We start from the raw sequence: 20,374 nt of genomic DNA, 5'->3' as shown, positions 1-20,374 counted from the left end.
CGGGAGCGAGAGGCACAGCGGTTTTTACCCCTGTATGCCCGCTGGGCTCAGCCGTGGGCGGGGGCTGCCAGTGCGACGGCGCTGGGGCCTTGCAATTGCATCTGCAACTGCGCGACTTGCATCAGCAGTTGATCGCGTTCGTCCTTCAGTTGGCGCAACTCATCGCGGCGGATGGTGACGTAGAGGGTCTGTGCCGGGCGGTTCATCTGTGCTGTGCTCATTGCTTACCTCGCAAATAGCCGGTAGATCGCGACGCCAGAACGCTTGATTCGAGGTTCTCGGCATCAGTCGGAAGCAATTCTGAATTCTTTTTCGTATCAAGGGAACTTTTTTATTTTTGATGGTCGTGTGACTTTTGTCGGCGTGATGGTGAAACGATGGCTACTTTTTTGTCATGAAACTACCGCCATCCGCGCTGGACTAACCCTCAATAGCTTCATTGCGCTATAAACTAGGCACACATTTTTTGAGTAGTTAGGAGCATCAGCACATGCAACTGGGGATTATCGGACTAGGCCGCATGGGCGGGAATATTGCACGGCGCCTGATGCTCAATGGGCATACCACCGTTGTTTACGACCGTAACGAAGCATTTGTCAAAGGCTTGAGCGAGGAGGGCGCCACCGGCGTCGCCGACTTGAAAGCCCTGGTTGCCGGGCTGCAAAAGCCTCGCGCCGTTTGGGTCATGTTGCCGGCAGGCGACCCCACTGAAAACACCATCAATGAGTTGAGCGAACTGCTGGAAGACGGTGATGTGATCATCGACGGCGGCAACACCAACTATAAGGACGATGTTCGTCGCGCCAAGACGTTGTCGGAAAAAGGCCTGCACTATGTCGACGTCGGCACGTCCGGCGGCGTCTGGGGGCTGGAGCGCGGTTACTGCATGATGATCGGTGGCGACACCGAGACCGTGCAGCGACTCGACCCGATCTTCGCCAGCCTGGCGCCGGGCCTGGGCAATATCCCGCGCACCAAGGACCGCTCCGCTGCCGCTGACCCCCGCGCCGAGCATGGCTATATCCATGCGGGCCCTGCGGGTTCCGGGCACTTCGTCAAGATGATCCACAACGGCATCGAGTACGGGATGATGCAGGCGTTTGCCGAAGGGTTTGACATTCTCAAGACCAAGAACTCGGAAAACCTGCCGCAAGACCAGCGCTTTGACCTGAACGTTGCCGATATCGCCGAAGTCTGGCGCCGTGGCAGCGTGGTGTCGTCCTGGTTGCTGGACCTGACCGCCGATGCCCTGGCCACCGACCCGAAACTCGACGGCTACTCCGGCTCCGTTGCCGACAGTGGCGAAGGCCGCTGGACCATCGAGGCCGCCATGGAGCAAGCCGTGCCGGTGCCGGTGCTGTCCACGTCGCTGTTCGCGCGTTTCCGTTCCCGCCAGCAGAGCACCTACGGTGACAAGATGCTGTCTGCCATGCGCTTCGGCTTTGGTGGTCATGTGGAGACTTCCAAAAAATGACCGCCAACGGCAAAAAAACCAAGGCCGAACCCGCTCCTCCCACCACCCTGTTTCTGTTTGGCGCCCACGGCGACCTGGTCAAGCGCCTGCTCATGCCGGCGCTGTACAACCTCAGCCGTGACGGCCTGCTGGGCGATGGCCTGCGCATTGTCGGCGTTGATCACAACGCCATCAGCGATGCCGACTTCGCCAAGAAACTCGAGGACTTCATTCGCACCGAAGCTGCCGGGAAGGTCAGGGGTAACGCCGACAATGCCCTGGACCCAAAACTGTGGGCGCAGCTGGCCAAGGGCATCAGCTACGTCGAGGGCGACTTCCTCGACGACAGCACCTACGCCGACATCGGCAAGAAGATCGCCGACAGTGGCACCGGCAACGCGGTGTTCTACCTGGCCACCGCGCCGCGCTTCTTCAGTGAAGTGGTGCAGCGCCTGGGCAGTGCCGGCTTGTTGACGGAAACCGATGACAGCTTCCGCCGCGTGGTGATCGAAAAGCCCTTTGGCTCCGACCTGGCCACTGCCGAAGCGCTGAATGCCAGCCTGCTCAAAGTGATGAGCGAGAAGCAGATCTATCGCATCGACCATTACCTGGGCAAGGAGACGGTGCAGAACATCTTGATCAGTCGTTTCTCCAACGTGCTGTTCGAAGCGTTCTGGAACAACCATTACATCGACCACGTGCAGATCACCGCGGCGGAAACGGTGGGCGTGGAAACCCGGGGTAATTTCTTCGAAAAAACCGGCACCTTGCGCGATATGGTGCCCAACCATCTGTTCCAGTTGCTGGCGATGGTGGCCATGGAGCCACCGGCGGCGTTTGGCGCCGATGCAGTACGGGGCGAGAAGGCCAAGGTGATCGGGGCTGTACGCCCCTGGTCCCTGGAAGATGCGCGGGCCAATTCGGTGCGCGGGCAATACACCGCCGGTGAGATCGGTGGCAAGGCGCTGCCCGGCTACCGCGAGGAAGCCAACGTGGCGCCCGACAGCAGCACCGAGACGTTTGTCGCCCTCAAGGTGATGATCGACAACTGGCGTTGGGTCGGCGTGCCGTTCTACCTGCGTACCGGCAAGCGCATGAGCATTCGCGACACCGAGATCGTGATCTGCTTCAAGCCGGCGCCGTATGCACAGTTTCGCGATACCGAGGTCGATGAGCTCAAGCCCACCTACCTGAAGATCCAGATCCAGCCCAATGAAGGCATGTGGTTCGACCTGCTGGCTAAAAGGCCCGGGCCGACATTGGACATGGCCAATATCGAGTTGGGTTTTGCCTACGAGGACTTCTTCGAGATGCAACCGTCGACCGGTTACGAAACCTTGATCTACGACTGCATGACCGGAGACCAGACCTTGTTCCAGCGCGCCGACAACATCGAAAACGGCTGGCGTGCGGTGCAGCCGTTTCTCGATGCGTGGAAAGAGGACGACGGGATCCAGGCCTACAAGGCCGGTGAAGATGGTCCGGCGGCGGCCGATGCGTTGCTGGCCCGCGATGGCCGTGCCTGGCATTCGCTCGGATGAGTGACGCAGCGATCCATCCCGTCCGGTTTGTATTGAGTGATATGGACGGCACCTTGCTGCGTCCTGATCACACCCCGACCCAGCGCACCCTCGACACGGTGCGTGCCTTGCGCGCTGCCGGGGTACTGTTCAGCCTGGCCAGCGGACGCCCGCCCAAGGCGATGTTGCAGATGATCGAAGCGTTCGGCATCGACGTGCCCGTGGCCGGCTTCAATGGCGGCACGTTGGTCAACCCTGATGGCACTGTGCTGGTGGCGCATTATTTACCCGCGGAGGCGGCGCTGGTGACGTTGGCGCTGTTTTCCGGGGTGCCGGACGTGGAAGTCTGGGTGTTTGCCGACGGTGAATGGCTGCGGCGCGATCCGTCCGGCCCCATGGTAGCGGTGGAAGCTGCTGGTTTGGGGTATGGGCCGCGAGTGGTCGAGAGTTTTGAGCCGTACCTGGATCGGGTCGACAAGATCGTCGCCGCCAGCCGCAACGCGCCATTGCTGGTGGAACTTGAAGCGCAATTGCAGCCCAAGGTGCAGGGGCTGGCCCAGGTATCGCGTTCGCAACCGATCTACCTGGATGTGACGGCGATGAAGGCCAACAAGGGTGAAGCCTTGAAGACCCTGGCGGCGCACCTCGGGGTGCCGCTGGAGCAGACGGCGGTCATCGGCGACGGCGGCAACGACCCGGCGATGTTTCAGGTGGCGGGGTTGTCGATTGCCATGGGGCAGGCTGAAGAAAGCGTCAAGCGCCAGGCCAATGTTGTCACCGGCAGTAATCTCGAAGACGGTGCAGCCGAAGCGATCGAACGGTTTATTCTTGCGGCGCAGTCAGGGCGAAAAGTTAAACCGGCTGTACTCTAACAGCGAACTTCCGATCATTGTTTTGCAATGGGGCAATGATCGGAAGTTGCCGCGCCGATTTACTTGGGCATTGCCCAGGACTGCAACTGGTAGCCATCTTTGTCGAGTTCGGCGCGGGCTTGCAACAACAAGTCTTCCAGTTGTGCCGGGTCGGTGTAGGCACTCGACGACAGCTGTTTGCGGCCGATACGTTTGTTGGTGCGGTCGACGACGCTCAGGCTGAGGGCGCCATTGCCATCGTGCCAGGCCACACACTGAAAGGGCTGGAAAGCACGGTCTGCGATCAAAAGAGCTTCGTTGATGCGGAGCGGGGCGTTCATGTGGGTCTTCTCTCTCATTGCCCATTCAATTAAGTGCCGGCGGTTGGGCAGTCCGTGCGGCGGTTACTTGTACTGATGCACGATGATGGGGTACGGGTCACATGTTAGAGCAACAATTTTCAACTTTCCCTGATTGAAGTCATGTAAGCGGCTGTTTTGAAAGCGCAATGTAAGTCTCCAGGCGAAGCAACTTTTTACCCGGAATCGCAGGCAGATGGCTTTTTGCCCGCACTTATAGCGAAATGGTACAAGCGCCGCGTCAATACCTTGCTAGTGTTATCGCCAGGCGTCACAAACTGTTGTTTCTAAATAACTTTACTATTTTTGGCGCCAAGGAATAGTCATGGTTGTTACACCTGTCCAGCGCCGTTTGCTTGTGGTCGATCCCTGCGATGACTGCCATGCGCTATTGCCTGGCCTGCGCTCTGCCGGGTGGGAGGTGGACAGCTGTACCCTGGAAGCGGTGGGAGACCGGTCCTGCGATGTGGGCTTGCTGCGTTTGCAGCCTTATCACCTGGAGCGTCCCGAGGCCGTCAAGGAGCTGATCAGCCGCAGTGGTACCGAGTGGATCGCCGTGCTCAACCAGGAAGTGTTGCGCCTGCAGAACGTCGGTGATTTTGTCTGCGAGTGGTTCTTCGACTTCCACACCCTGCCATTCGATGTCTCTCGGGTGCAGGTCACCCTGGGCCGCGCCTTTGGCATGGCGCGCCTGCGAGGCAAGGGCCATGCCCCGGTCAACGAGCCCGAACATGAATTGCTTGGCGACAGCCGGCCGATCCGCGAGTTGCGCAAACTATTGTCGAAGCTGGCGCCCACGGAGTCGCCGGTACTGATTCGCGGCGACAGCGGTACGGGTAAAGAACTGGTCGCCAAGACCCTGCATCGGCAATCCCAGCGCCATGCCAAGCCGTTTGTAGCGATCAACTGCGGGGCGATCCCCGAACACCTGATTCAGTCTGAGCTGTTCGGCCATGAAAAAGGCGCGTTTACCGGCGCCCATCAGCGTAAGGTCGGGCGGATCGAGGCGGCGAACGGCGGCACGCTGTTCCTCGATGAAATCGGCGATTTGCCGATGGAACTGCAAGCCAACCTGCTGCGCTTTCTCCAGGAAAAACAGATTGAACGGGTCGGCGGCAGCCAGCCCATCCCCGTGGATGTGCGTGTGCTGGCGGCGACCCACGTTGACTTGGAAGCGGCGGTGGCCAAGGGCACGTTTCGCGAAGACCTGTATTACCGCCTGAATGTGCTGCAAGTGGTCACCGCGCCCCTGCGCGAACGCCACGGTGATGTGGCGATGTTGGCCAATCACTTTTCACGCTTCTACAGCCAGGAAACCGGCCGGCGCCCGCGCAGTTTCAGCGAGGGCGCCCTGGTCGCCATGGGGCAACACCCGTGGCCGGGCAATGTACGTGAACTGGCCAACCGCGTACGGCGTGGCCTGGTGCTGGCTGAAGGGCGGCAGATCGAAGCCGTTGATCTGGGCCTGGAAGGCGAACAGGCAATTTCTTCGCCGATGGCTACACTGGAAGATTACAAGCACCGCGCCGAACGCCAGGCGCTGTGCGATGTGCTCAACCGGCACAGTGACAACCTGAGCGTCGCGGCCCGTGTGCTCGGCGTTTCCCGGCCGACGTTCTACCGGTTGCTGCACAAACACCAGATCCGCTAGGGCGGGTAAACCGAAAAGCCCCGCAACGACCCTTATCGTTGCGGGGCTTTTCCTTTGTCATAGGTTCCCTTACGCAGCCAAGGAACACCGGCTGGGACGCTCCGTGTCCCGATGCCGCTAGAAGTAATACGGGAATTTCAAGCTGAAGGTGAAGTCCGGCGCATCATCCGTCATGCCGATCGCCAGGTTCGGCACGATCGTCAGGTTATCCGATGCCGCAATGGTCATGCCCACGTTGAAGTAGCCCGCATTGGCGTCGCTGGAGACCACCGATTGCCAGTCGCCGCCGTTAGGCTTGAGCTTGCTTTTGCGTTGTACCAGGTCGGAGACCGAGAACGACATACTCATCTTCTCGTTCAGCGCGAAGGCAACGCCGACGCCGAGCTGGAAGCTGTCGCCCAGGCTGACTTTGCCGCCGACTTTCTGGTTGACGTCACTGCTGATGTCGTCAAACGAATCTTCGAAGTTGTGGGTGTACGAGAACGAGCCAAACAGCACCGCCGGGTCGAAGGTCTTGACCAGCGAGATGCCCGGTGTAATCGACCAGACGCCGTTACCGGTAGGCAGGCTTTCCGGCACATAGAGGTTGTCGTTGGTGGTTTGCCTGACCAGCTTGATGCCAAACGGCTCTTTACCGGTAGGCGCCTTGACGCGCAACGAAACCACCGCGTCCGGCAAAGTAGGGGTTTCGTCGAGGAATTTGTACGCCACGCCGAAGTTTACGTCGCCGATGGTTGGATCGCGGGTTACGTCTGCTTCAGAGGTGGCAGTGGCATCGTTGCCGGCGCCGCTCGACTGGTAGGTCGATTCGCGGTACACCACCGGCACGTTGACGTCGAACTGCCAGCGGTTGTCGACGTTGTAGCGCCCGGTCAAATCCAGGGTCCAGTTATCAGCCTTGATGCGGTCCAGGTTGATGTTGCCCAGAAAGATCGAGTCCAAGGCCAGGAACCCGTTGAGGGTCAACTGCCGGGCATCGTAATGCGCGTAAGTGATGCCGGTTTCAAAGCTGAACTTGCCATTCCCGAAGAAGCCGCTGGCTTCGTTGTAGAGGTTGCTCACGCTTTGCGCAGGGGCCGAATCGTCCTTGAGCGACTGGCCATAAGAACTGCCGCCACCGCCCGCGCCGCCGGATGCCGCAGCGGCGCCCGTTCCCGCGACGGTCTTGCCGCCTTTCTGGAAGTCTGCCGGAGACTTGGCCAGGCGCCTGGGCGCCGGCGTGGCCGGTTGATCTTCGACCTGGCGCACCCGTTGTTCCAACACTGCCAGGGCTTTTTGCTGCACCTCGTACCGCTGCTTGAGTTCCAGAAGCTCTTGTTTGAGTGTCTCAATATCTGCGTCTGGCGCGGCATACAAGATGGATGCGGGCAAGAGCGTACTTAAACAGACCACTGCACGTAGCGATAATGATCGATGCATGAAATAAGCCGTCCTTTTCTAATGCAAAAAGTGTCGAGGGTCAGCGTAGTTCAATAACCGAGAGTGCGCAGGCCTTTGAGTTGATCCAGATTGCAGTTCAACGCCGGGTTGTTCAGTCCGTTATTGCCCATTACCACGTTGAGTTGGGTCATGTTGTTGACGAAGTTGGTATTGCCGGTCAACACCGTGCCTTGCAGCACTTGGCCGCCGCCGATCTGCTGGAGGCTATTGCCTTGGTTATGGTTGGCCAGAATCGCCATCTGCAAGCCGCCGTTGTTGGCCGAGACACTCACACGGCCTGCCGCGCTGTCGCCGGTCACAGTGCCGCCGGCTACCAGCACTTGCCCGGACTGGACGATGTTGGACGGTGCAAAGCCGTTTTCAGTGACGTTGATACCGACATTGTTGTAAGCGGTGTTGCCGTCGCCGGCGGTGCGTACGCTTTGGGTCACGCCCGTGCCTGTGCCCAGGCCCGCGCCGCCGACGACATTACCGGTGCCGGTGTTCTGGTTGGTGCCGGTACCGGTGGAGCCGGTGGTCTGCACGTAGAATTGTGGGGTAATGGTCGCTGAGTCGATCTGCATGCTGGCCTTGCCGGTGATGGTGTCGCCCACGGCGTTGGTCCAGGTACTGCTCATGACAATACCGAAGCTGATGATTCGCCCCGGCATCACATAGCGGCCGCGCAGTTCGGCCATTTCCGAATCCTTGAGTTCGATGGGTTGGAACCCCGATGAAGCATAAGCTGGTATTGAGGCTGTCAGACACAGGACCGTCAGCCAACGGGAAGTGTTCATCTTCAGCTCCTGGAGCGTCCTGCCCCTTATGCGCTTCTTCAGAAGAAGTCGCTCTGGATGAAACCGAAATCCATCAGCTCGGCATCGCCTACCGGCCTGAACTCATTCAACTTGTTCTTGGCGGTCAGCGGCGTGGGCGGGTCGAGCAAGGCGTTGGCCTTGTCATAACCTTCACCCAGCACGGCGAAGACGATGCCATTCCAACCCTTGAGGAAGTCGTCACGCGAATAGCGCTTGTGGCCCAGTACCGGGTCGCCGATATAGACCCAGTCCTTGTCCGCGCGCTGCATCACCACGAAGTGCTTGTAGCCACGAATCTCCAGCAGCACCACTACGGGGATCTTCACGGTCACCAGGGTTTCTGGTCCGATCTTGTAGCCCCGGGCACGCATGCCGATGCTTTCGAGGTAGCGCTTCATGTCCAGCATGGAAAAGCCCTGGGTACGTACCAGGTCCTGGTCTGCATTGACCAGCATGCCTTTGATGACGTGGTCTTCGTCGACGTCCAGCCAGTAACCCTGGCGCAGAATGGTGGCGAGTGCCGCAGCACCGCAGCTGAAATCGGTTTTCTGTTCCACCAGGTTGGCGAACCGGCGCTCACGGATACTCTCGACCTTCTTGTAGATGACTGCACCGCCGGGCATGGCGGAGATTGCCATGGTGCCCGCCCAGGTTGGGCCGGTGAGCAACATCAAGAGGCTAAGGGTCGCGAGGCGCATGATCGTATGACCTGTCGGACACTGGAATAAAAAGGGCCTTGTTGCCAAGGCCCCGTTGGATCAGAAGCGCACGCCGCTGGCGCAGACGGTGCAACCTTGACCGATCGACAGGCTGTTGCTGCCTTGGTTGCCGGCGCCGGATTGCAGGTTCACACCTACGTTGCCGGAGTTGCGGTTAACCGAGTTGTCGAGGCTGGAGTTGTTCGACACGTACTGAGGTTTGCTGCCATAGCCATACCCGTGGCTGGTAGCGGCGGCGTTGAGGTAGTTGTTGGCGAGCGAGTTTTGCTCGGTGTTGGCGGCCGCTGCGATGTTTTTGCCATCTGCAGTGGTGATTGCCAGGTTGTTTTTACCTTGGTTACCTTGGCCGGCCTGGCCGTTGTAGCCCAGGTTGCCGGAGTTGCCGTTAACCGAGTTGTCCAGGGAGGCGTTGTTCTGGGTGCCTTTGTTGACGAAGTTGTTCAGCCCGCTGTTTTGATTGACATCGACGACAGCGAATACTGTTGCAAAGTCACCTTTGGCGCTGGAGATGGCGCCAGAGTTGTCGGCTTGGTTGCCACTGCCTGCTTGAACGTTAACCCCGGTGTTACCGCTGTTGCCATTAACCGAGTTATCGGCAGAGGCATTGTTTTCGGTTTTGGTGTCATCGAACTTGTTGCCTGCGCTGTTTTGTACATCCGTGACAACAGAGGCAACAACCCCGGTTGGTTGAGGCGCAGGGTGCCAGCCACCACCATTTGCTTGAGCAGCAGCAGCCATGAGTGCAGCCAGAGCGAAAACCAGAGGTTTCAGAGCCATTTGAGGTTTCATGGTGTTTCTCCTTGCTTCTATTAGTTGGTTAAGTGTTGGTACGGTCTAACGTGTGCTACCAAGCGTTTACTTGATAGTGATGCCCAGGGTGTTAGCCACTCGGTTCCCCACCCCAGCACTCTGGTTCACCTGAATCACTCCTCGGCTGCCGGTGAAGGCCTGGTCGCTTGTCACGACCTGGCGGCTGCCAGTGGTGGGGGTGAGCCCTGAGTCGGTTGCCAGCGTCGTCGTGTTCTGTTGCAACAGGACGCTGTCGTCGATGCTTTGCGGGCCAGGGTTGACGCTGATCCGCACGGCATTGATTAATTGGTTATTGGCCCCGGCTGACTGGTTGATGCCCAACATGCCGTTGCCATTGGTAAAAGAGGTGCCCTCGATTGCCGCCTTGGCATTCAGGGAGGGGTCGACCTTGCCGTTCAGGTTCTGGAGATTGCGGGTGGTGGCCTGGCCACCGAGTGCGACGGCGCGGTTGTTGGCGGTTTGCTGTTGGTCGCCGGCGGCCTGGTTGATCATCAGGTTGCCGTTATAGGCCTGGCCGCTATTGGTGATTACCGCCGTGTTGTCGGCCAGGGCCGAGGCGCTGCCCAGCAGGGCCAGAATCAGCAGGGAACGATTCATTATTTGCCCCCCATCATGCTGCCGATGTTGTTCAGCGGCGCCATGCCACGCTGGATCGAGTCACTGATCTGACCGCCTATGGCGGCGCCGGCACCGTGGCTGACCGCTGTCCCGGAGCCGAGTGTCGATACACTGCCTTGGGTGTTGTTGAGGCCAGGGATATTGCCGCCAGGCAGGACCACGCGGGTAATGCTCGAGCCGCTGCTGATACTGCCGATGTCCATGTCGCTGAGTTCGCCTGTGGCGCTGATGATCTCGCGGCTTGGATTGGCGTTGGCAGTGGTGGGGTAGGGGTCTTTACCGAATGAAGGTCGACCGTACATGTGGCCTTGTACGTCGCGGCCCGTCACGATCACACCGTCACCTGCAGCGAGCACTGGAGCGCTCACGCTGGCACCGAGTACGCAGCTGATCAGCAGAAGGCTCAATGAGCCCGAAGTGTGAGTGACCACGGCAGCATTCCTTTTTTCTGCGCGCTGACCCTAAACAGCGCTGTGAGGAATAGAGCAGAACGCGTGCCGCTTTTTAATATTTTTTATTATTCAATAGCTTATGAATGTTGGCGGGCAAAGTAGTGGCTGCGTTGTTTCATGGTTGAAACACCATGGCCCAGGTGCACGCTGACCCGAACCCAGCAAAAACGCTTCACCTGGTTGTATCAGTGCTGTAACACCGCACATGACAAAACGATGAAATGGCTCAGCACGGGCGGTCCAGGGACGGGAGGTGTTTCAAAAATGGACACCGCAGGCCCAAGCGAGCCTGCCTGTGCAAACGCAGGGTTCAGCCTTTGGGGGCTTTACGCGGGATGGCGTTGAGGACGGGATTGCCGTCCTGGTTCTGGGTCAGGTAGACCGGCAGTACCTTGGGCAGGGAAGGGATGAGGCTATTGACTTCACTGGTGTTGTAGATGCCACCGATGCGGATTGCCCCGGTGTTGGCATCCGCCAGCATGACCGGCTTGTTGAGGTAGCGATTGATCAGGGGCAGGGCATCGGCCAGGGCCAGGTTGTCGAGCACCAGCTTGCCCTGGCGCCAGGCCAGGGCGGAGTCGTTGGGGTTCATCGAACTGATTCGAGGGGTGGCATCGCCCTGCTGGTAGCTGGCCTGCATGCCTGGCGTCAGTGGCACGCTGCCATGCGCCTTGTCGCTGGAAATCTGCACCGAGCCTTCGAGCAGCATCACCCGTACCTGGTCGTCATATTTCCAGACATTGAACTGCGTGCCGGTGACTCGCACCTGGCCTTCGCCGGCCCGCACGATAAAAGGATGGGCGCGGTCATGGCTGACCTTGAAAAACGCCTCGCCTTTTTTCAGCGTGACCTGGCGCTGGTCCTTGTAGTGGCTGTAGACCAGTTCGGTGCCGAGGTTGAGTTCCACCTGGCTGCCATCGCCCAATGTGACCTGGCGTAAGCCGTTGGTGGCCTCGAAGCGCTCATAGGAGCTGGGCAGCCAACCCGCTTCCCAGCCGGTAAAGGCTACCAGGGGCAGGGCTGCGAGGCTGATCGCTGCGGCAACGGCATAGGTGCGCAGCCGGCTGCGTGGTTTGAGCGGCATCCCCGCCGAGGCCGCCTCATTGCGTGGCAAATGATCGGCCACGTCCCAGATTTCCAGCATCGCTGCGTATTCGAACGCATGCAGCGGATGAGCGTCGTGCCACTGCTGAAAGGCCTGCCGTTCGCCCGACGTGCAATCACTCGCATGCATACGCATGCACCAATGCGCGGCGGCGTCGGTGATGGCGTCATATTCGGCTTCTGAAAGGGACTTTTCGCTCATTAACTCATCCTGATTTCCCGCATTCTAACCTCCACAGCCGGATAGCGAGAACAGCCATGATGGCAATTGCACTTCAATTGGAATTTATTCTCGTTTGAAAGCCGAGAAAACTGGGGGTATGAGTCCGTCACTCCTACCATCCCTGTGTTGCGAGGCACCGGAACGGCCATGGCTGATCAACCTTAACGCCCGGCAGATGGGGCTGTTGTGGCGAGCAGGCTTGTTGTGGTGATCGAGCTTGTTGTGGTAATGGGATGGACGCCCCCTTCCTAACGGCATCTATGTGCCAAAGTTAAAGTGTTACCCACACTTAACGGAAGGGAGCGTCCTCATGAAGCTTACGACTGTTTCGGTTGACTTGGCAAAAGCCCTGTTTCAACTTCACGCGATCGACGAACAAGGAAAAACGGCGCTAAGGAAGCAGCTTAAACGTGAACAAGTTGTACCGTTTTTTGCCACGTTAGAGCCGTGCCTGGTGGGCATGGAGGCATGTGGCGGAGCCCACTACTGGGCAAGAAAACTGCAGGCACTTGGTCATACGGTCAAGTTAATGGCACCGAAATTTGTGAAGCCCTATGTGAAGTCGAACAAAAGCGATGTAGCTGACGCAGAAGCAATCTGTGAAGCCGTTACTCGGCCCAACATGCGCTTTGTGCCGATCAAGACGGTAGAGCAACAAGCTATTCTGGCCGTGCATCGCGCACGGCAGGGATTCGTAAAGGCCAGAACGGCACAAGCTAATTCGATTCGTGGACTTCTTGGAGAGTTTGGCGTGGTCTTGCCGCAGGGCATTCGGCATATTACCGAGCGTTTGCCGGGCATTTTGGAAGATCGTGACAACGCTCTTCCTCGATCTTTGCGCCAACTGATGCAGCGTTTGAGTGAGCATTTCAAAGAGCTGGATCGACAGGTCGTCGAGTTGGAACGGGAGATTCAACAATGGCATCGCAGCAATGAAGACAGTTGCCGCCTGGCAGAAATACCAGGAGTCGGCCCGCTCACTGCAACCGCGCTAGTGGCGTCAGTGGGTGATGCGAAGAATTTCACTAATGGTCGGCAAATGGCAGCATGGCTGGGGTTGGTGCCACGACAACATTCCAGCGGAGGAAAGCCCACGTTGTTGGGGATCAGTAAACGGGGCGATGGTTATTTACGCACTTTGCTGGTTCACGGCGCTCGGTCGGTGGTTCGAGTGGTGGAGAGTAAAACAGATCCTTCGGCGGATTGGCTGAAGGGGTTATTGGCTCGTCGGCACACCAACGTTGCAGTTGTTGCTCAGGCTAATAAAACTGTCCGGATAGCCTGGGCACTATTGGCCCATGGCAGCAAGTTCCGAGCCGACTACACCCCTGATGTAACAGGGGCGTAGCCGGCTCGGTGGAATCAAAAAGTGGTGCGTTAGAGGGAGTATTTCCAAGGTTGCTCAGGCGATCATGACGTGATGGCAAGACAGGTAGGACCGGGATCGGGTAACTCTGCTCCGCTCACAGCGCTTCGAGCGCGTTGTGGTGATAAGAGCCCGATCAGCGAATTCCATCAGGGACAGAGGCATAGCCTCACTTAAAGTCCGGATGTATGGCTGCAACCTTATCCCGTCTGTGTTTTCACGAATTGAGCGCTTGGCATACTGGGGGCGTCCATGTATGAGCGGGCTTGTTGTGGCGAGCGGGCTTGCCCCGCGCTGGGCTGCGCAGCAGCCCCAAAACCAGGCTCCGCAGTGTGTCAGTTAAAAACACATCGCCTGTAATGGGGCCGCTTCGCGCCCCAACGCGGGGCAAGCCCGCTCGCCACAACAAGCCCGCTCGCCACAACGAGCTCGCTCACAGTAAGTCCGCTCGCCACAGGGCATATGGCGATAGATAACTGAAGCGCCCGTTGACAGCAGCCACAGGGGGCGTTGTTTAATCAACGGTCTGGATTCTTGTTGTCTCTTCCAATTACAAAATCGGAGCTACAGATGTCTGCCCAGTCCCCGATAGTTGACAGTCCTTCAGTGTTCATTGGTTTCAATGACCTGGTGGGGTTGCTGCATGCCATCTTCGTGAAACACGGCACCTCGCCTGAGGTTGCCTCGATCCTGGCGCGCAATTGCGCCAGCGCCGAGCGCGACGGCGCGCACAGTCACGGCATCTTCCGCATTCCCGGCTACCTGAGCACGCTGGCCAGCGGTTGGGTCGATGGCAAAGCCACGCCCGTGGTCACGGATGTCGCCTCCGGCTTCGTGCGGGTGGACGCCTGCAACGGCTTCGCCCAGCCGGCCCTTGAAGCGGCCCGTGCACTGCTGGTGGACAAGGCCAGCAGTGCCGGCATTGCGCTGCTGGCCATCCATAACTCCCATCACTTCGCGGCACTGTGGCCGGACGTCGAGCCCTTTGCCGAGGAAGGGTTGGTGGCATTGAGCGTGGTCAACAGCATGACCTGCGTGGTGCCCCATGGCGCCGATCGGCCACTGTTCGGCACCAATCCCATCGCCTTTGCCGCCCCCCGTGCCGACGGCTTGCCCATCGTGTTCGACCTAGCCACCAGCGCTATCGCCCATGGCGACGTACAGATTGCCGCGCGCAAGGGCGAGCGATTGCCGCCGGGCATGGGCGTCGATAGCCTCGGTCAGCCGACCCAGGACCCCAAGGCCGTATTGGAAGGCGGCGCGCTGTTGCCCTTCGGCGGGCACAAGGGCTCGGCGTTGTCGATGATGGTCGAATTGCTGGCCGCCGCCCTGACCGGGGGCAACTTCTCCTTCGAGTTCAACTGGGCCGATCACCCAGGCGCGCGTACCCCCTGGACCGGGCAATTGCTGATTGTCATCGACCCGAGCAAAACAGCTGGGCAAAGCTTTGCCGAGCGCAGCCAGGAACTGGTGCGGCAGATGCATGCGGTGGGGTTGCGGCGTTTACCGGGGGATCGACGTCATCGCACGCGGGCGAAGTCGCAACAGCAGGGGATTGAACTGCAAGCGCAGGACCTGGCGCAGTTGCAGGCGCTGCTCGAAGACTGAAAGGGGCCGCGCCATGGGCGCAGCCCCTGGCGCATCAGTTACGGCGGCCGAGCAACAGGCCGACGACCAGGCCGAAGCCCGCCGAGATAGCCACGGTCTGCCATGGGTGGCCACCGATGTAGGTCTCGGTGGCATCGACCACCGGCTTACTGCGCTCGCGCACGTTGGACACCGAGTCCAGCGCTTGCTTGAGTTTGATGGCGACCTGCTCGCGCAGGGTTTCACCTTCTTCGCCCACCAGCGAGGCGCTGCTCTTGAGCAGTTTGTCCGATTCTTCGATCAGCGCCGTGAGTTCGCTGAAGGCTTGATCCTTGATTTGATCTTCAACAGCTTGGGCAGCGGTTTTGCGGGCCATTGTGTGACTCCTTGCAGGTAAATGTGACAGTGAACAATGGAGTGCCGGGCGATGGCAAAAGTTGCAGTTTTTTTGCCAGGCACGGGTTCTGGGCAAAATCTGAATCAGGAAATTTCGACCTACAGTGTAAGATGTCACCTATTTGTGCAGCAGGTAATTCAACATGAGCTTCAATCTCGCCAACAAGACCCTCGCCGAACGCGCCGAGCTGGAAGATGAAAAGTCCCGTCTCTACGACCTGTGGCAAAGTAACCTGGGCAAGGCCAAGGGCGAAGCCGCCCGGTTGTTCGGCGAACGTGCCAAGCGCAAGGGCAAGTGGGCTGAATGGGTACGCGCGGAACTTGACGGCATGTCGCCGCCGGAGTTCTCGAACATGGTGCGCAGTGAAGTCAACAAGCTGATGGCGGCCAAGTAAAACTGGCGCTGATCGCTTCGCGCACCTTGAGCAGCAGCGGGTCTAACTGGGCCTGTGTACGCCAGCCCAGTTCCACCGGGTAGCGGGGCAGCGCCAGCGGGCAGGGCAGTACGCAAAGCCCGGTGAGGCCGGCGATGGCCTCGGCCGCATGCCCGGGAATGGTTGCCACTGCCTGGCTGCCCTTGAGCAGGAATGGCAGTGCGGCAAAATGGCTGGTCGAGGCGCACACCTGGCGGCTCAACCCCTGTGCCGCCAGCCCCTCATCGGTGATCCCGATATACCCGCCCGACGACACCAAGATGTGCTCACGCGCCACGAACTCCGCCAGGCTGATGCCGTGCTGGCCCGGCGCCAGGCTGTGGGCGTCCACCAGGCAGCGATAATCACCTTCCCCCAGTACTAGCCGGCTCAGCCTGCGTTCGGCAAACCCGCCGGCGGTGATCGCCAGGTCCAGGGTGCGATCGAGCAGGGCGCCGGCGACGATCTGGCTGTGGGTCTGACGGAAGATCACCCTGAGTTTCGGCAGACGCTGTGCGATGACGTCCATCAGCCGACGGCCATAGGCGATCTCGAAGTCGTCGGACAGTCCCACCACGATCGATCGCCCTTGATAGTTCGGGTTATCCGGATGGGTCATCGCCAGGCTTTGTCGGCAACGGTCCAGTGCCTCACTGATCACCGGCTTGAGTTGATTGGCGCGCAAGGTCGGCGCCAGGCCCCGGCCGGTACGCACGAACAACTGATCACCATACAGTTCGCGCAAGCGGCGCAACCCCGCGCTGATGGCCGATTGCGTCACACCCAGGCGCAACGCCGCGCGGCTGGCGCTGGACTCATCGTGCAGGGCTTCGAAGGTTTTCAGCAGGTTCAGGTCGACCTGGGCGATATTCATTTGGCTCATATCATTTAGCACTGAAGTGGGCTTTATTCATGATCGAGCCTGGCCCGAGAATGGGCAACCCCCCACTACTTGGAATGATCGTGATGCCTGTTTCTATTGTGGCTGCATTGCAAATCGGTGCGTTGCCGGGCGGCAAGGCCGAGACCCTCGCGCAAATCCTGGCTTATGAAGACGAAATCCTGCGCAGCGGCGCGCAACTGGTGGTGATGCCGGAGGCGCTCCTGGGTGGTTACCCCAAAGGTGAAGGTTTCGGCACGCAACTGGGTTATCGCCTGCCCGAGGGGCGCGAAGCCTTTGCGCGTTATTTCGCCAATGCCATCGATGTGCCGGGCACCGAGACCGAGGCGCTGGCGGGGTTGTCGGCCCGTACCGGCGCGAGCCTGGTCCTGGGTGTGATCGAGCGCAGTGGCAGCACCCTGTATTGCACCGTGCTGTATTTCGAACCGTCTGGCGGTCTGGTGGCCAAGCACCGCAAGCTGATGCCCACTGGCACCGAACGTTTGATCTGGGGCAAGGGCGATGGCTCCACCTTGCCGGTGATCGACACGGCGGTAGGGCGGGTCGGCGGCGCGGTGTGCTGGGAAAACATGATGCCGCTGCTGCGTACGGCGATGTACGCCAAGGGCGTGCAAGTGTGGTGCGCGCCGACGGTGGACGAGCGTGAGATGTGGCAGGTGAGCATGCGTCATGTGGCGCACGAAGGGCGTTGCTTTGTGGTCAGTGCGTGCCAGGTGCAGGCTTCGCCTCAGGCGCTGGGCATCGAGGTTGCCAACTGGCCTTCAGAGCGCCCGTTGATCGCAGGTGGCAGCGTGATTATCGGCCCCATGGGCGACATCCTGGCTGGGCCGTTGCTGGGGGAGGCGGGGCTGCTGACCGCGCAGATCGACACTGACGATTTGGTGCGCGCGCGGTATGACTACGACGTGGTAGGGCATTACGCCCGGCCGGATGTTTTCGAGCTGGTGGTGGATGAGCGCGCCAAGCCAGGCGTGCGCTTTATCACCGACTGAAGCCTGATGCCCGTCAGCTAAGGCTTTTTTGTAGGAGCGAGGGGGACGCCTGGTTCTTGCTCGCGAAAAACTCACAGGCGCCGCGTTCATTCAGGAAGCACGCGTTATCGTTGACGTTTTTCGCGAGCAAGAACTAGGCGTCCCCCTCGCTCCTACAGAAGGGCGAGCCCCGTCCCACCTTTGGCCCTCAGCGTTTGGGCGATTGGGTTTTCAGCCATTCCTCGCGGGTCATTTCCCAGATATGCCGTGGGAAAGTACCTTCCACAAACTCAGCTTCATCCGTACGGATCAAACGCATGCCCGTACGCTCGGAAATACGCCGCGAGCCCAGGTTGGGTGCCGCCTTGGGCACCCGCAGCAGCGGGCGCTTGAGCACGCCGAACCAATAGTCGGTCACCGCCGCGCTGGCCTCGGACATCAGTCCTTGCCCTTGCCATTGCGGCCCTAGCCAGAACCCCCGGTTGTTATCCTGCTCGTCCATCAAGCTGATGTTGCCGATCAATTGTTCAGGCGCGCTTTTCAGGCGTAGCGACCAGTGCCATTCCTCGCCACGGGCCATGGCGGGGAGGGCGTTCTGTTCCAGATAGGTGCGCGCGCCGTCGGCCGGGTAGGGCCAGGGCACCAGGGCGTTGAGGTAACGCACGACCTCCCAATGCGGGAATTGCTGCTGGATCCCTTCGGCATCGTCCAGGGTCAGTGGGCACAGGATCAGGCGTTCGGTGAAGAGTGTCGGTTGCATGGTGTCATTACCAGGTCGCGGTATTCGGCAGGTCCAGGGTGCCACGGTCCACAAAACGCATGGTGCCGAACAGCCCGCCCGCTAACTTGCCGCGCAGTACATAGGGCAGGTTGTTCAAGCTCTGGGTCTGGCTCAGGCCCAGGGTCTGGCGCAATACGGAAAACGCCGAAACGCTGACCGGCACCATCAGCACCCTCTCGGAAAAACGTGGGATGGATCCGCGCTGATCACTCACCCCCGACGCCAGCGGCCGGCCATTGACCTCCAGGTCCAAGGCCACGCCGTTGTAGTCGATCGGAGTTTCATTGGGGTTCTGTACCCGCAGTTTCACGGCGAAGCGTACTTCCAGGTCCTGGCTTTGCAGGGGTTCGATGCCCACCACATTGATCGTCACCGGGTCGCGGTTGGGGAACAGGGCGCAGGCGCTCAGGGTGAGCAGCAGTAGCGATAGAACCATGAGCTTGCGCATACAAAGGTGCTCCTAGTGCGTGACGTCCGGGTCCTGCATTACTTTGAGGGTTGAGGACTCCGGATCAAATTCATCTTCTTCCAGCTCTATGAACGCTTCGGGCAGGAAAATGTTCAGCAGGATTGCACAGAACGCGCCCACGGTGATCGGCGATTCAAAGATGTTGTGCAGTGCCTTGGGCAGGTCACGCAACACTTCCGGGACCGCCGCGACGCCCAGGCCCATGCCCAGCGAGATCGCCACGATCAACACATTGCGCCGGTGCAGCCCGGCTTCGGCGAGGATCTTGATGCCGGCCACCGCGACGGTGCCGAACATGATCAGCGTCGCGCCACCGAGAACGGGTTTAGGCATCAGTTGCAGCACCGCGCCGATCATCGGGAACAGCCCCAGCAGCACCAGCAGGCCGGCGATGAAGTACGCCACATAACGGCTGGCCACGCCGGTGAGCTGGATCACGCCGTTGTTCTGGGCGAAGGTCACCATCGGCAGGCTGTTGAAAGTGGCCGCCATCGCCGAGTTGAGGCCGTCGGCCAACAGACCGGACTTGATACGCTTGATGTACAGCGGGCCCTTGACCGGCTGCTGGGAGATCATCGAGTTGGCTGTCAGGTCGCCGGCGGCTTCCAGGGGCGAAATCAGGAAGATCACCGCCACCGGGATAAACGCCACCCAGTCGAATGAGAAACCGTACTTGAACGGCACCGGTACGCTGATCAGCGGCACCTGGGGCAGGGCTGCCAAGTCGACGCGGCCCAGCCACCAGGCCACCACGAAGCCCAGGGTCAGGCCGATCACGATCGAGCCCAGGCGCAGGAACGGATTATTGAAGCGGTTGAGTACCACGATGGTCAGCAGCACCAGCGCCGCCAAGCCCATGTTGCTTGCCGCGCCCAGGTCGCTGGCGCCAAAACCACCCGCCATGTCGGTGACTGCCACCTTGATCAGTGACAGGCCCATCAAGGTAATGATGGTGCCGGTCACCACCGGGGTGATCAGCTTGCGCAGCTTGCCGATGAACTGGCTGAGCACCACTTCAATAAATGCTGCGAAAAAACAGATGCCAAAGATCGTCGAGAGGATCTCGTCGGTGCCGCCGCCCCGCGCCTTGACCATGAACCCTGCACTGAGGATCACGCTGATAAAGGAAAAGCTGGTGCCCTGCAGGCACAGCAGCCCTGAACCGATCGGGCCAAACTTGCGCGCCTGGACGAAGGTGCCGAGCCCCGACACAAACAGCGCCATGCTCACCAGGTAGGGCACTTCGCTTTCCAGGCCGAGCACGCCACCGACGATCAGGGTGGGGGTGATAATGCCGACAAAACTGGCCAACACATGCTGCAACGCGGCAAACATCGCTGCGGTGAAGTGCGGGCGGTCTTCCAGGCCGTAGATCAGGTCGGATTTATAGCGCGGGCGGGGGGGCTTGAGCGTCAGACAAAATACAGGCTCGGGTCGAAAAGGGAGGCGCAGGATGCCAGAAACAGCCGGTTGTCAGAAGTGTGAAAAAATAT

General features: G+C 59.8%; 21 protein-coding genes and 1 pseudogene. 8 read left to right on the top strand and 14 right to left on the bottom strand.

All coding sequences use genetic code 11. From position 1 onward, the window contains the following. Positions 1 to 47: 47 nt before the first annotated feature. Positions 48 to 221, bottom strand: a complete 174-nt coding sequence (locus QU606_RS21085) for a DUF6026 family protein (protein WP_024075837.1) — start codon at positions 219 to 221, stop codon at positions 48 to 50. Between the two features lie 269 nt (positions 222 to 490). Between QU606_RS21085 and gnd the strand changes: the two genes are divergently transcribed. Genes gnd through QU606_RS21070 form a run of 3 tightly spaced genes read left to right on the top strand, consistent with a single transcriptional unit; the run spans position 491 to position 3,845 of the window. Continuing rightward, complete coding sequence (gnd, locus tag QU606_RS21080; protein WP_024075836.1) at positions 491 to 1,474, top strand: phosphogluconate dehydrogenase (NAD(+)-dependent, decarboxylating); 984 nt, start codon at positions 491 to 493, stop codon at positions 1,472 to 1,474. After that, positions 1,471 to 2,994 (top strand): glucose-6-phosphate dehydrogenase, encoded by a 1,524-nt coding sequence (gene zwf / locus QU606_RS21075; protein ID WP_024075835.1) that lies wholly within the window; start codon positions 1,471 to 1,473, stop codon positions 2,992 to 2,994. Before gnd ends, zwf begins: the two co-directional genes overlap by 4 nt. Then, a complete protein-coding gene (locus QU606_RS21070) occupies positions 2,991 to 3,845 on the top strand; it encodes a Cof-type HAD-IIB family hydrolase (RefSeq protein ID WP_024075834.1) in 855 nt (284 codons plus the stop codon). Before zwf ends, QU606_RS21070 begins: the two co-directional genes overlap by 4 nt. Positions 3,846 to 3,904: 59 nt before the next feature. On the opposite strand, the gene QU606_RS21065 is transcribed toward QU606_RS21070, so the two are convergent. After that, on the bottom strand, positions 3,905 to 4,165 hold the full coding sequence (locus tag QU606_RS21065; RefSeq protein WP_024075833.1) for a hypothetical protein: 261 nt from the start codon (positions 4,163 to 4,165) through the stop codon (positions 3,905 to 3,907). A 343-nt stretch (positions 4,166 to 4,508) separates the two neighbouring features. Here QU606_RS21065 and QU606_RS21060 point away from each other — a divergent pair, with 343 nt between their 5' ends. Next, positions 4,509 to 5,834, top strand: a complete 1,326-nt coding sequence (locus tag QU606_RS21060; RefSeq protein ID WP_069075827.1) for a sigma-54 dependent transcriptional regulator — start codon at positions 4,509 to 4,511, stop codon at positions 5,832 to 5,834. A gap of 117 nt (positions 5,835 to 5,951) precedes the next feature. On the opposite strand, the gene QU606_RS21055 is transcribed toward QU606_RS21060, so the two are convergent. The 7 genes from QU606_RS21055 to QU606_RS21025 form a co-directional block, all read right to left on the bottom strand. After that, positions 5,952 to 7,253, bottom strand: a complete 1,302-nt coding sequence (locus tag QU606_RS21055; RefSeq protein WP_304997472.1) for a hypothetical protein — start codon at positions 7,251 to 7,253, stop codon at positions 5,952 to 5,954. 50 nt (positions 7,254 to 7,303) lie between these two features. Continuing rightward, the gene (locus tag QU606_RS21050) at positions 7,304 to 8,050 is read right to left on the bottom strand and encodes a hypothetical protein (RefSeq protein ID WP_069075829.1); all 747 of its coding nucleotides are present in this window, start codon (positions 8,048 to 8,050) and stop codon (positions 7,304 to 7,306) included. Between the two features lie 38 nt (positions 8,051 to 8,088). Beyond that, positions 8,089 to 8,769 carry a C39 family peptidase gene (locus tag QU606_RS21045; RefSeq protein ID WP_069075830.1) on the bottom strand — a complete coding sequence of 227 codons (681 nt, stop codon included), beginning with the start codon at positions 8,767 to 8,769 and terminating at the stop codon, positions 8,089 to 8,091. A 60-nt stretch (positions 8,770 to 8,829) separates the two neighbouring features. Beyond that, on the bottom strand, positions 8,830 to 9,579 hold the full coding sequence (locus QU606_RS21040; RefSeq protein ID WP_069075831.1) for a hypothetical protein: 750 nt from the start codon (positions 9,577 to 9,579) through the stop codon (positions 8,830 to 8,832). A 66-nt stretch (positions 9,580 to 9,645) separates the two neighbouring features. Continuing rightward, positions 9,646 to 10,197, bottom strand: a complete 552-nt coding sequence (locus QU606_RS21035) for an adhesin (RefSeq protein WP_069075832.1) — start codon at positions 10,195 to 10,197, stop codon at positions 9,646 to 9,648. After that, positions 10,197 to 10,649, bottom strand: a complete 453-nt coding sequence (locus QU606_RS21030; RefSeq protein ID WP_069075833.1) for a hypothetical protein — start codon at positions 10,647 to 10,649, stop codon at positions 10,197 to 10,199. Before QU606_RS21030 ends, QU606_RS21035 begins: the two co-directional genes overlap by 1 nt. A 331-nt stretch (positions 10,650 to 10,980) precedes the next feature. After that, complete coding sequence (locus QU606_RS21025) at positions 10,981 to 11,976, bottom strand: FecR family protein (RefSeq protein WP_102625361.1); 996 nt, start codon at positions 11,974 to 11,976, stop codon at positions 10,981 to 10,983. A gap of 331 nt (positions 11,977 to 12,307) precedes the next feature. On the opposite strand from QU606_RS21025, the gene QU606_RS21020 reads away from it, so the two are divergent. Both QU606_RS21020 and QU606_RS21015 read left to right on the top strand, forming a co-directional pair. After that, positions 12,308 to 13,345 (top strand): IS110 family transposase, encoded by a 1,038-nt coding sequence (locus QU606_RS21020; RefSeq protein WP_168233670.1) that lies wholly within the window; start codon positions 12,308 to 12,310, stop codon positions 13,343 to 13,345. Between the two features lie 588 nt (positions 13,346 to 13,933). Next, positions 13,934 to 14,971 carry an Ldh family oxidoreductase gene (locus QU606_RS21015; RefSeq protein WP_304997471.1) on the top strand — a complete coding sequence of 346 codons (1,038 nt, stop codon included), beginning with the start codon at positions 13,934 to 13,936 and terminating at the stop codon, positions 14,969 to 14,971. A 34-nt stretch (positions 14,972 to 15,005) separates the two neighbouring features. Here QU606_RS21015 and QU606_RS21010 read toward each other — a convergent pair whose 3' ends face one another. Beyond that, positions 15,006 to 15,326 (bottom strand): YqjD family protein, encoded by a 321-nt coding sequence (locus QU606_RS21010; protein WP_016979401.1) that lies wholly within the window; start codon positions 15,324 to 15,326, stop codon positions 15,006 to 15,008. 163 nt (positions 15,327 to 15,489) lie between these two features. On the opposite strand from QU606_RS21010, the gene QU606_RS21005 reads away from it, so the two are divergent. Then, positions 15,490 to 15,741: a hypothetical protein gene (locus QU606_RS21005; RefSeq protein ID WP_024075823.1), complete on the top strand. Its 252-nt coding sequence runs from the start codon at positions 15,490 to 15,492 to the stop codon at positions 15,739 to 15,741. On the opposite strand, the gene QU606_RS21000 is transcribed toward QU606_RS21005, so the two are convergent. Next, positions 15,716 to 16,633: a LysR family transcriptional regulator gene (locus QU606_RS21000; protein ID WP_304997470.1), complete on the bottom strand. Its 918-nt coding sequence runs from the start codon at positions 16,631 to 16,633 to the stop codon at positions 15,716 to 15,718. The two genes, QU606_RS21005 and QU606_RS21000, sit on opposite strands and share 26 nt — an antisense overlap. 92 nt (positions 16,634 to 16,725) lie before the next feature. Between QU606_RS21000 and QU606_RS20995 the strand changes: the two genes are divergently transcribed. Beyond that, entirely contained in the window at positions 16,726 to 17,652 is a 927-nt protein-coding gene (locus QU606_RS20995; RefSeq protein ID WP_024075821.1) for a carbon-nitrogen hydrolase family protein, read from the top strand. Positions 17,653 to 17,839: 187 nt separating this feature from the next. Here QU606_RS20995 and QU606_RS20990 read toward each other — a convergent pair whose 3' ends face one another. The 3 genes and pseudogenes from QU606_RS20990 to QU606_RS20980 form a co-directional block, all read right to left on the bottom strand. Then, a complete protein-coding gene (locus QU606_RS20990) occupies positions 17,840 to 18,391 on the bottom strand; it encodes a GNAT family N-acetyltransferase (protein WP_193689417.1) in 552 nt (183 codons plus the stop codon). A gap of 7 nt (positions 18,392 to 18,398) precedes the next feature. Continuing rightward, a complete protein-coding gene (locus QU606_RS20985; protein ID WP_304997469.1) occupies positions 18,399 to 18,860 on the bottom strand; it encodes an LEA type 2 family protein in 462 nt (153 codons plus the stop codon). A gap of 12 nt (positions 18,861 to 18,872) precedes the next feature. Beyond that, a pseudogene (locus tag QU606_RS20980) lies at positions 18,873 to 20,301 on the bottom strand (nucleobase:cation symporter-2 family protein). Between the last annotated feature and the right edge of the window lie 73 nt (positions 20,302 to 20,374).

The sequence above is a fragment of the Pseudomonas sp. OVF7 genome, assembly GCF_030644265.1.
GTDB classification, from domain to species: domain Bacteria; phylum Pseudomonadota; class Gammaproteobacteria; order Pseudomonadales; family Pseudomonadaceae; genus Aquipseudomonas; species Aquipseudomonas gorinensis.
This window is presented reverse-complemented; position numbering and strand designations above follow the sequence as displayed.

Bases quoted from the DNA above. Each gene is read 5' to 3' on its own strand.
- QU606_RS21060 (WP_069075827.1), top strand. From the start codon at position 4,509: ATGGTTGTTACACCTGTCCAGCGCCGTTTGCTTGTGGTCGATCCCTGC.
- QU606_RS21055 (WP_304997472.1), bottom strand. From the start codon at position 7,253: ATGCATCGATCATTATCGCTACGTGCAGTGGTCTGTTTAAGTACGCTC.
- QU606_RS21005 (WP_024075823.1), top strand. From the start codon at position 15,490: ATGAGCTTCAATCTCGCCAACAAGACCCTCGCCGAACGCGCCGAGCTG.
- QU606_RS21045 (WP_069075830.1), bottom strand. From the start codon at position 8,769: ATGCGCCTCGCGACCCTTAGCCTCTTGATGTTGCTCACCGGCCCAACC.
- QU606_RS21035 (WP_069075832.1), bottom strand. From the start codon at position 10,197: ATGAATCGTTCCCTGCTGATTCTGGCCCTGCTGGGCAGCGCCTCGGCC.
- QU606_RS21000 (WP_304997470.1), bottom strand. From the start codon at position 16,633: ATGAATATCGCCCAGGTCGACCTGAACCTGCTGAAAACCTTCGAAGCC.
- zwf (WP_024075835.1), top strand. From the start codon at position 1,471: ATGACCGCCAACGGCAAAAAAACCAAGGCCGAACCCGCTCCTCCCACC.
- QU606_RS21085 (WP_024075837.1), bottom strand. From the start codon at position 221: ATGAGCACAGCACAGATGAACCGCCCGGCACAGACCCTCTACGTCACC.
- QU606_RS20990 (WP_193689417.1), bottom strand. From the start codon at position 18,391: ATGCAACCGACACTCTTCACCGAACGCCTGATCCTGTGCCCACTGACC.
- QU606_RS21015 (WP_304997471.1), top strand. From the start codon at position 13,934: ATGTCTGCCCAGTCCCCGATAGTTGACAGTCCTTCAGTGTTCATTGGT.
- QU606_RS21020 (WP_168233670.1), top strand. From the start codon at position 12,308: ATGAAGCTTACGACTGTTTCGGTTGACTTGGCAAAAGCCCTGTTTCAA.
- QU606_RS21070 (WP_024075834.1), top strand. From the start codon at position 2,991: ATGAGTGACGCAGCGATCCATCCCGTCCGGTTTGTATTGAGTGATATG.
- QU606_RS21065 (WP_024075833.1), bottom strand. From the start codon at position 4,165: ATGAACGCCCCGCTCCGCATCAACGAAGCTCTTTTGATCGCAGACCGT.
- QU606_RS21025 (WP_102625361.1), bottom strand. From the start codon at position 11,976: ATGAGCGAAAAGTCCCTTTCAGAAGCCGAATATGACGCCATCACCGAC.
- QU606_RS21010 (WP_016979401.1), bottom strand. From the start codon at position 15,326: ATGGCCCGCAAAACCGCTGCCCAAGCTGTTGAAGATCAAATCAAGGAT.
- gnd (WP_024075836.1), top strand. From the start codon at position 491: ATGCAACTGGGGATTATCGGACTAGGCCGCATGGGCGGGAATATTGCA.
- QU606_RS20985 (WP_304997469.1), bottom strand. From the start codon at position 18,860: ATGCGCAAGCTCATGGTTCTATCGCTACTGCTGCTCACCCTGAGCGCC.
- QU606_RS20995 (WP_024075821.1), top strand. From the start codon at position 16,726: ATGCCTGTTTCTATTGTGGCTGCATTGCAAATCGGTGCGTTGCCGGGC.
- QU606_RS21050 (WP_069075829.1), bottom strand. From the start codon at position 8,050: ATGAACACTTCCCGTTGGCTGACGGTCCTGTGTCTGACAGCCTCAATA.
- QU606_RS21040 (WP_069075831.1), bottom strand. From the start codon at position 9,579: ATGAAACCTCAAATGGCTCTGAAACCTCTGGTTTTCGCTCTGGCTGCA.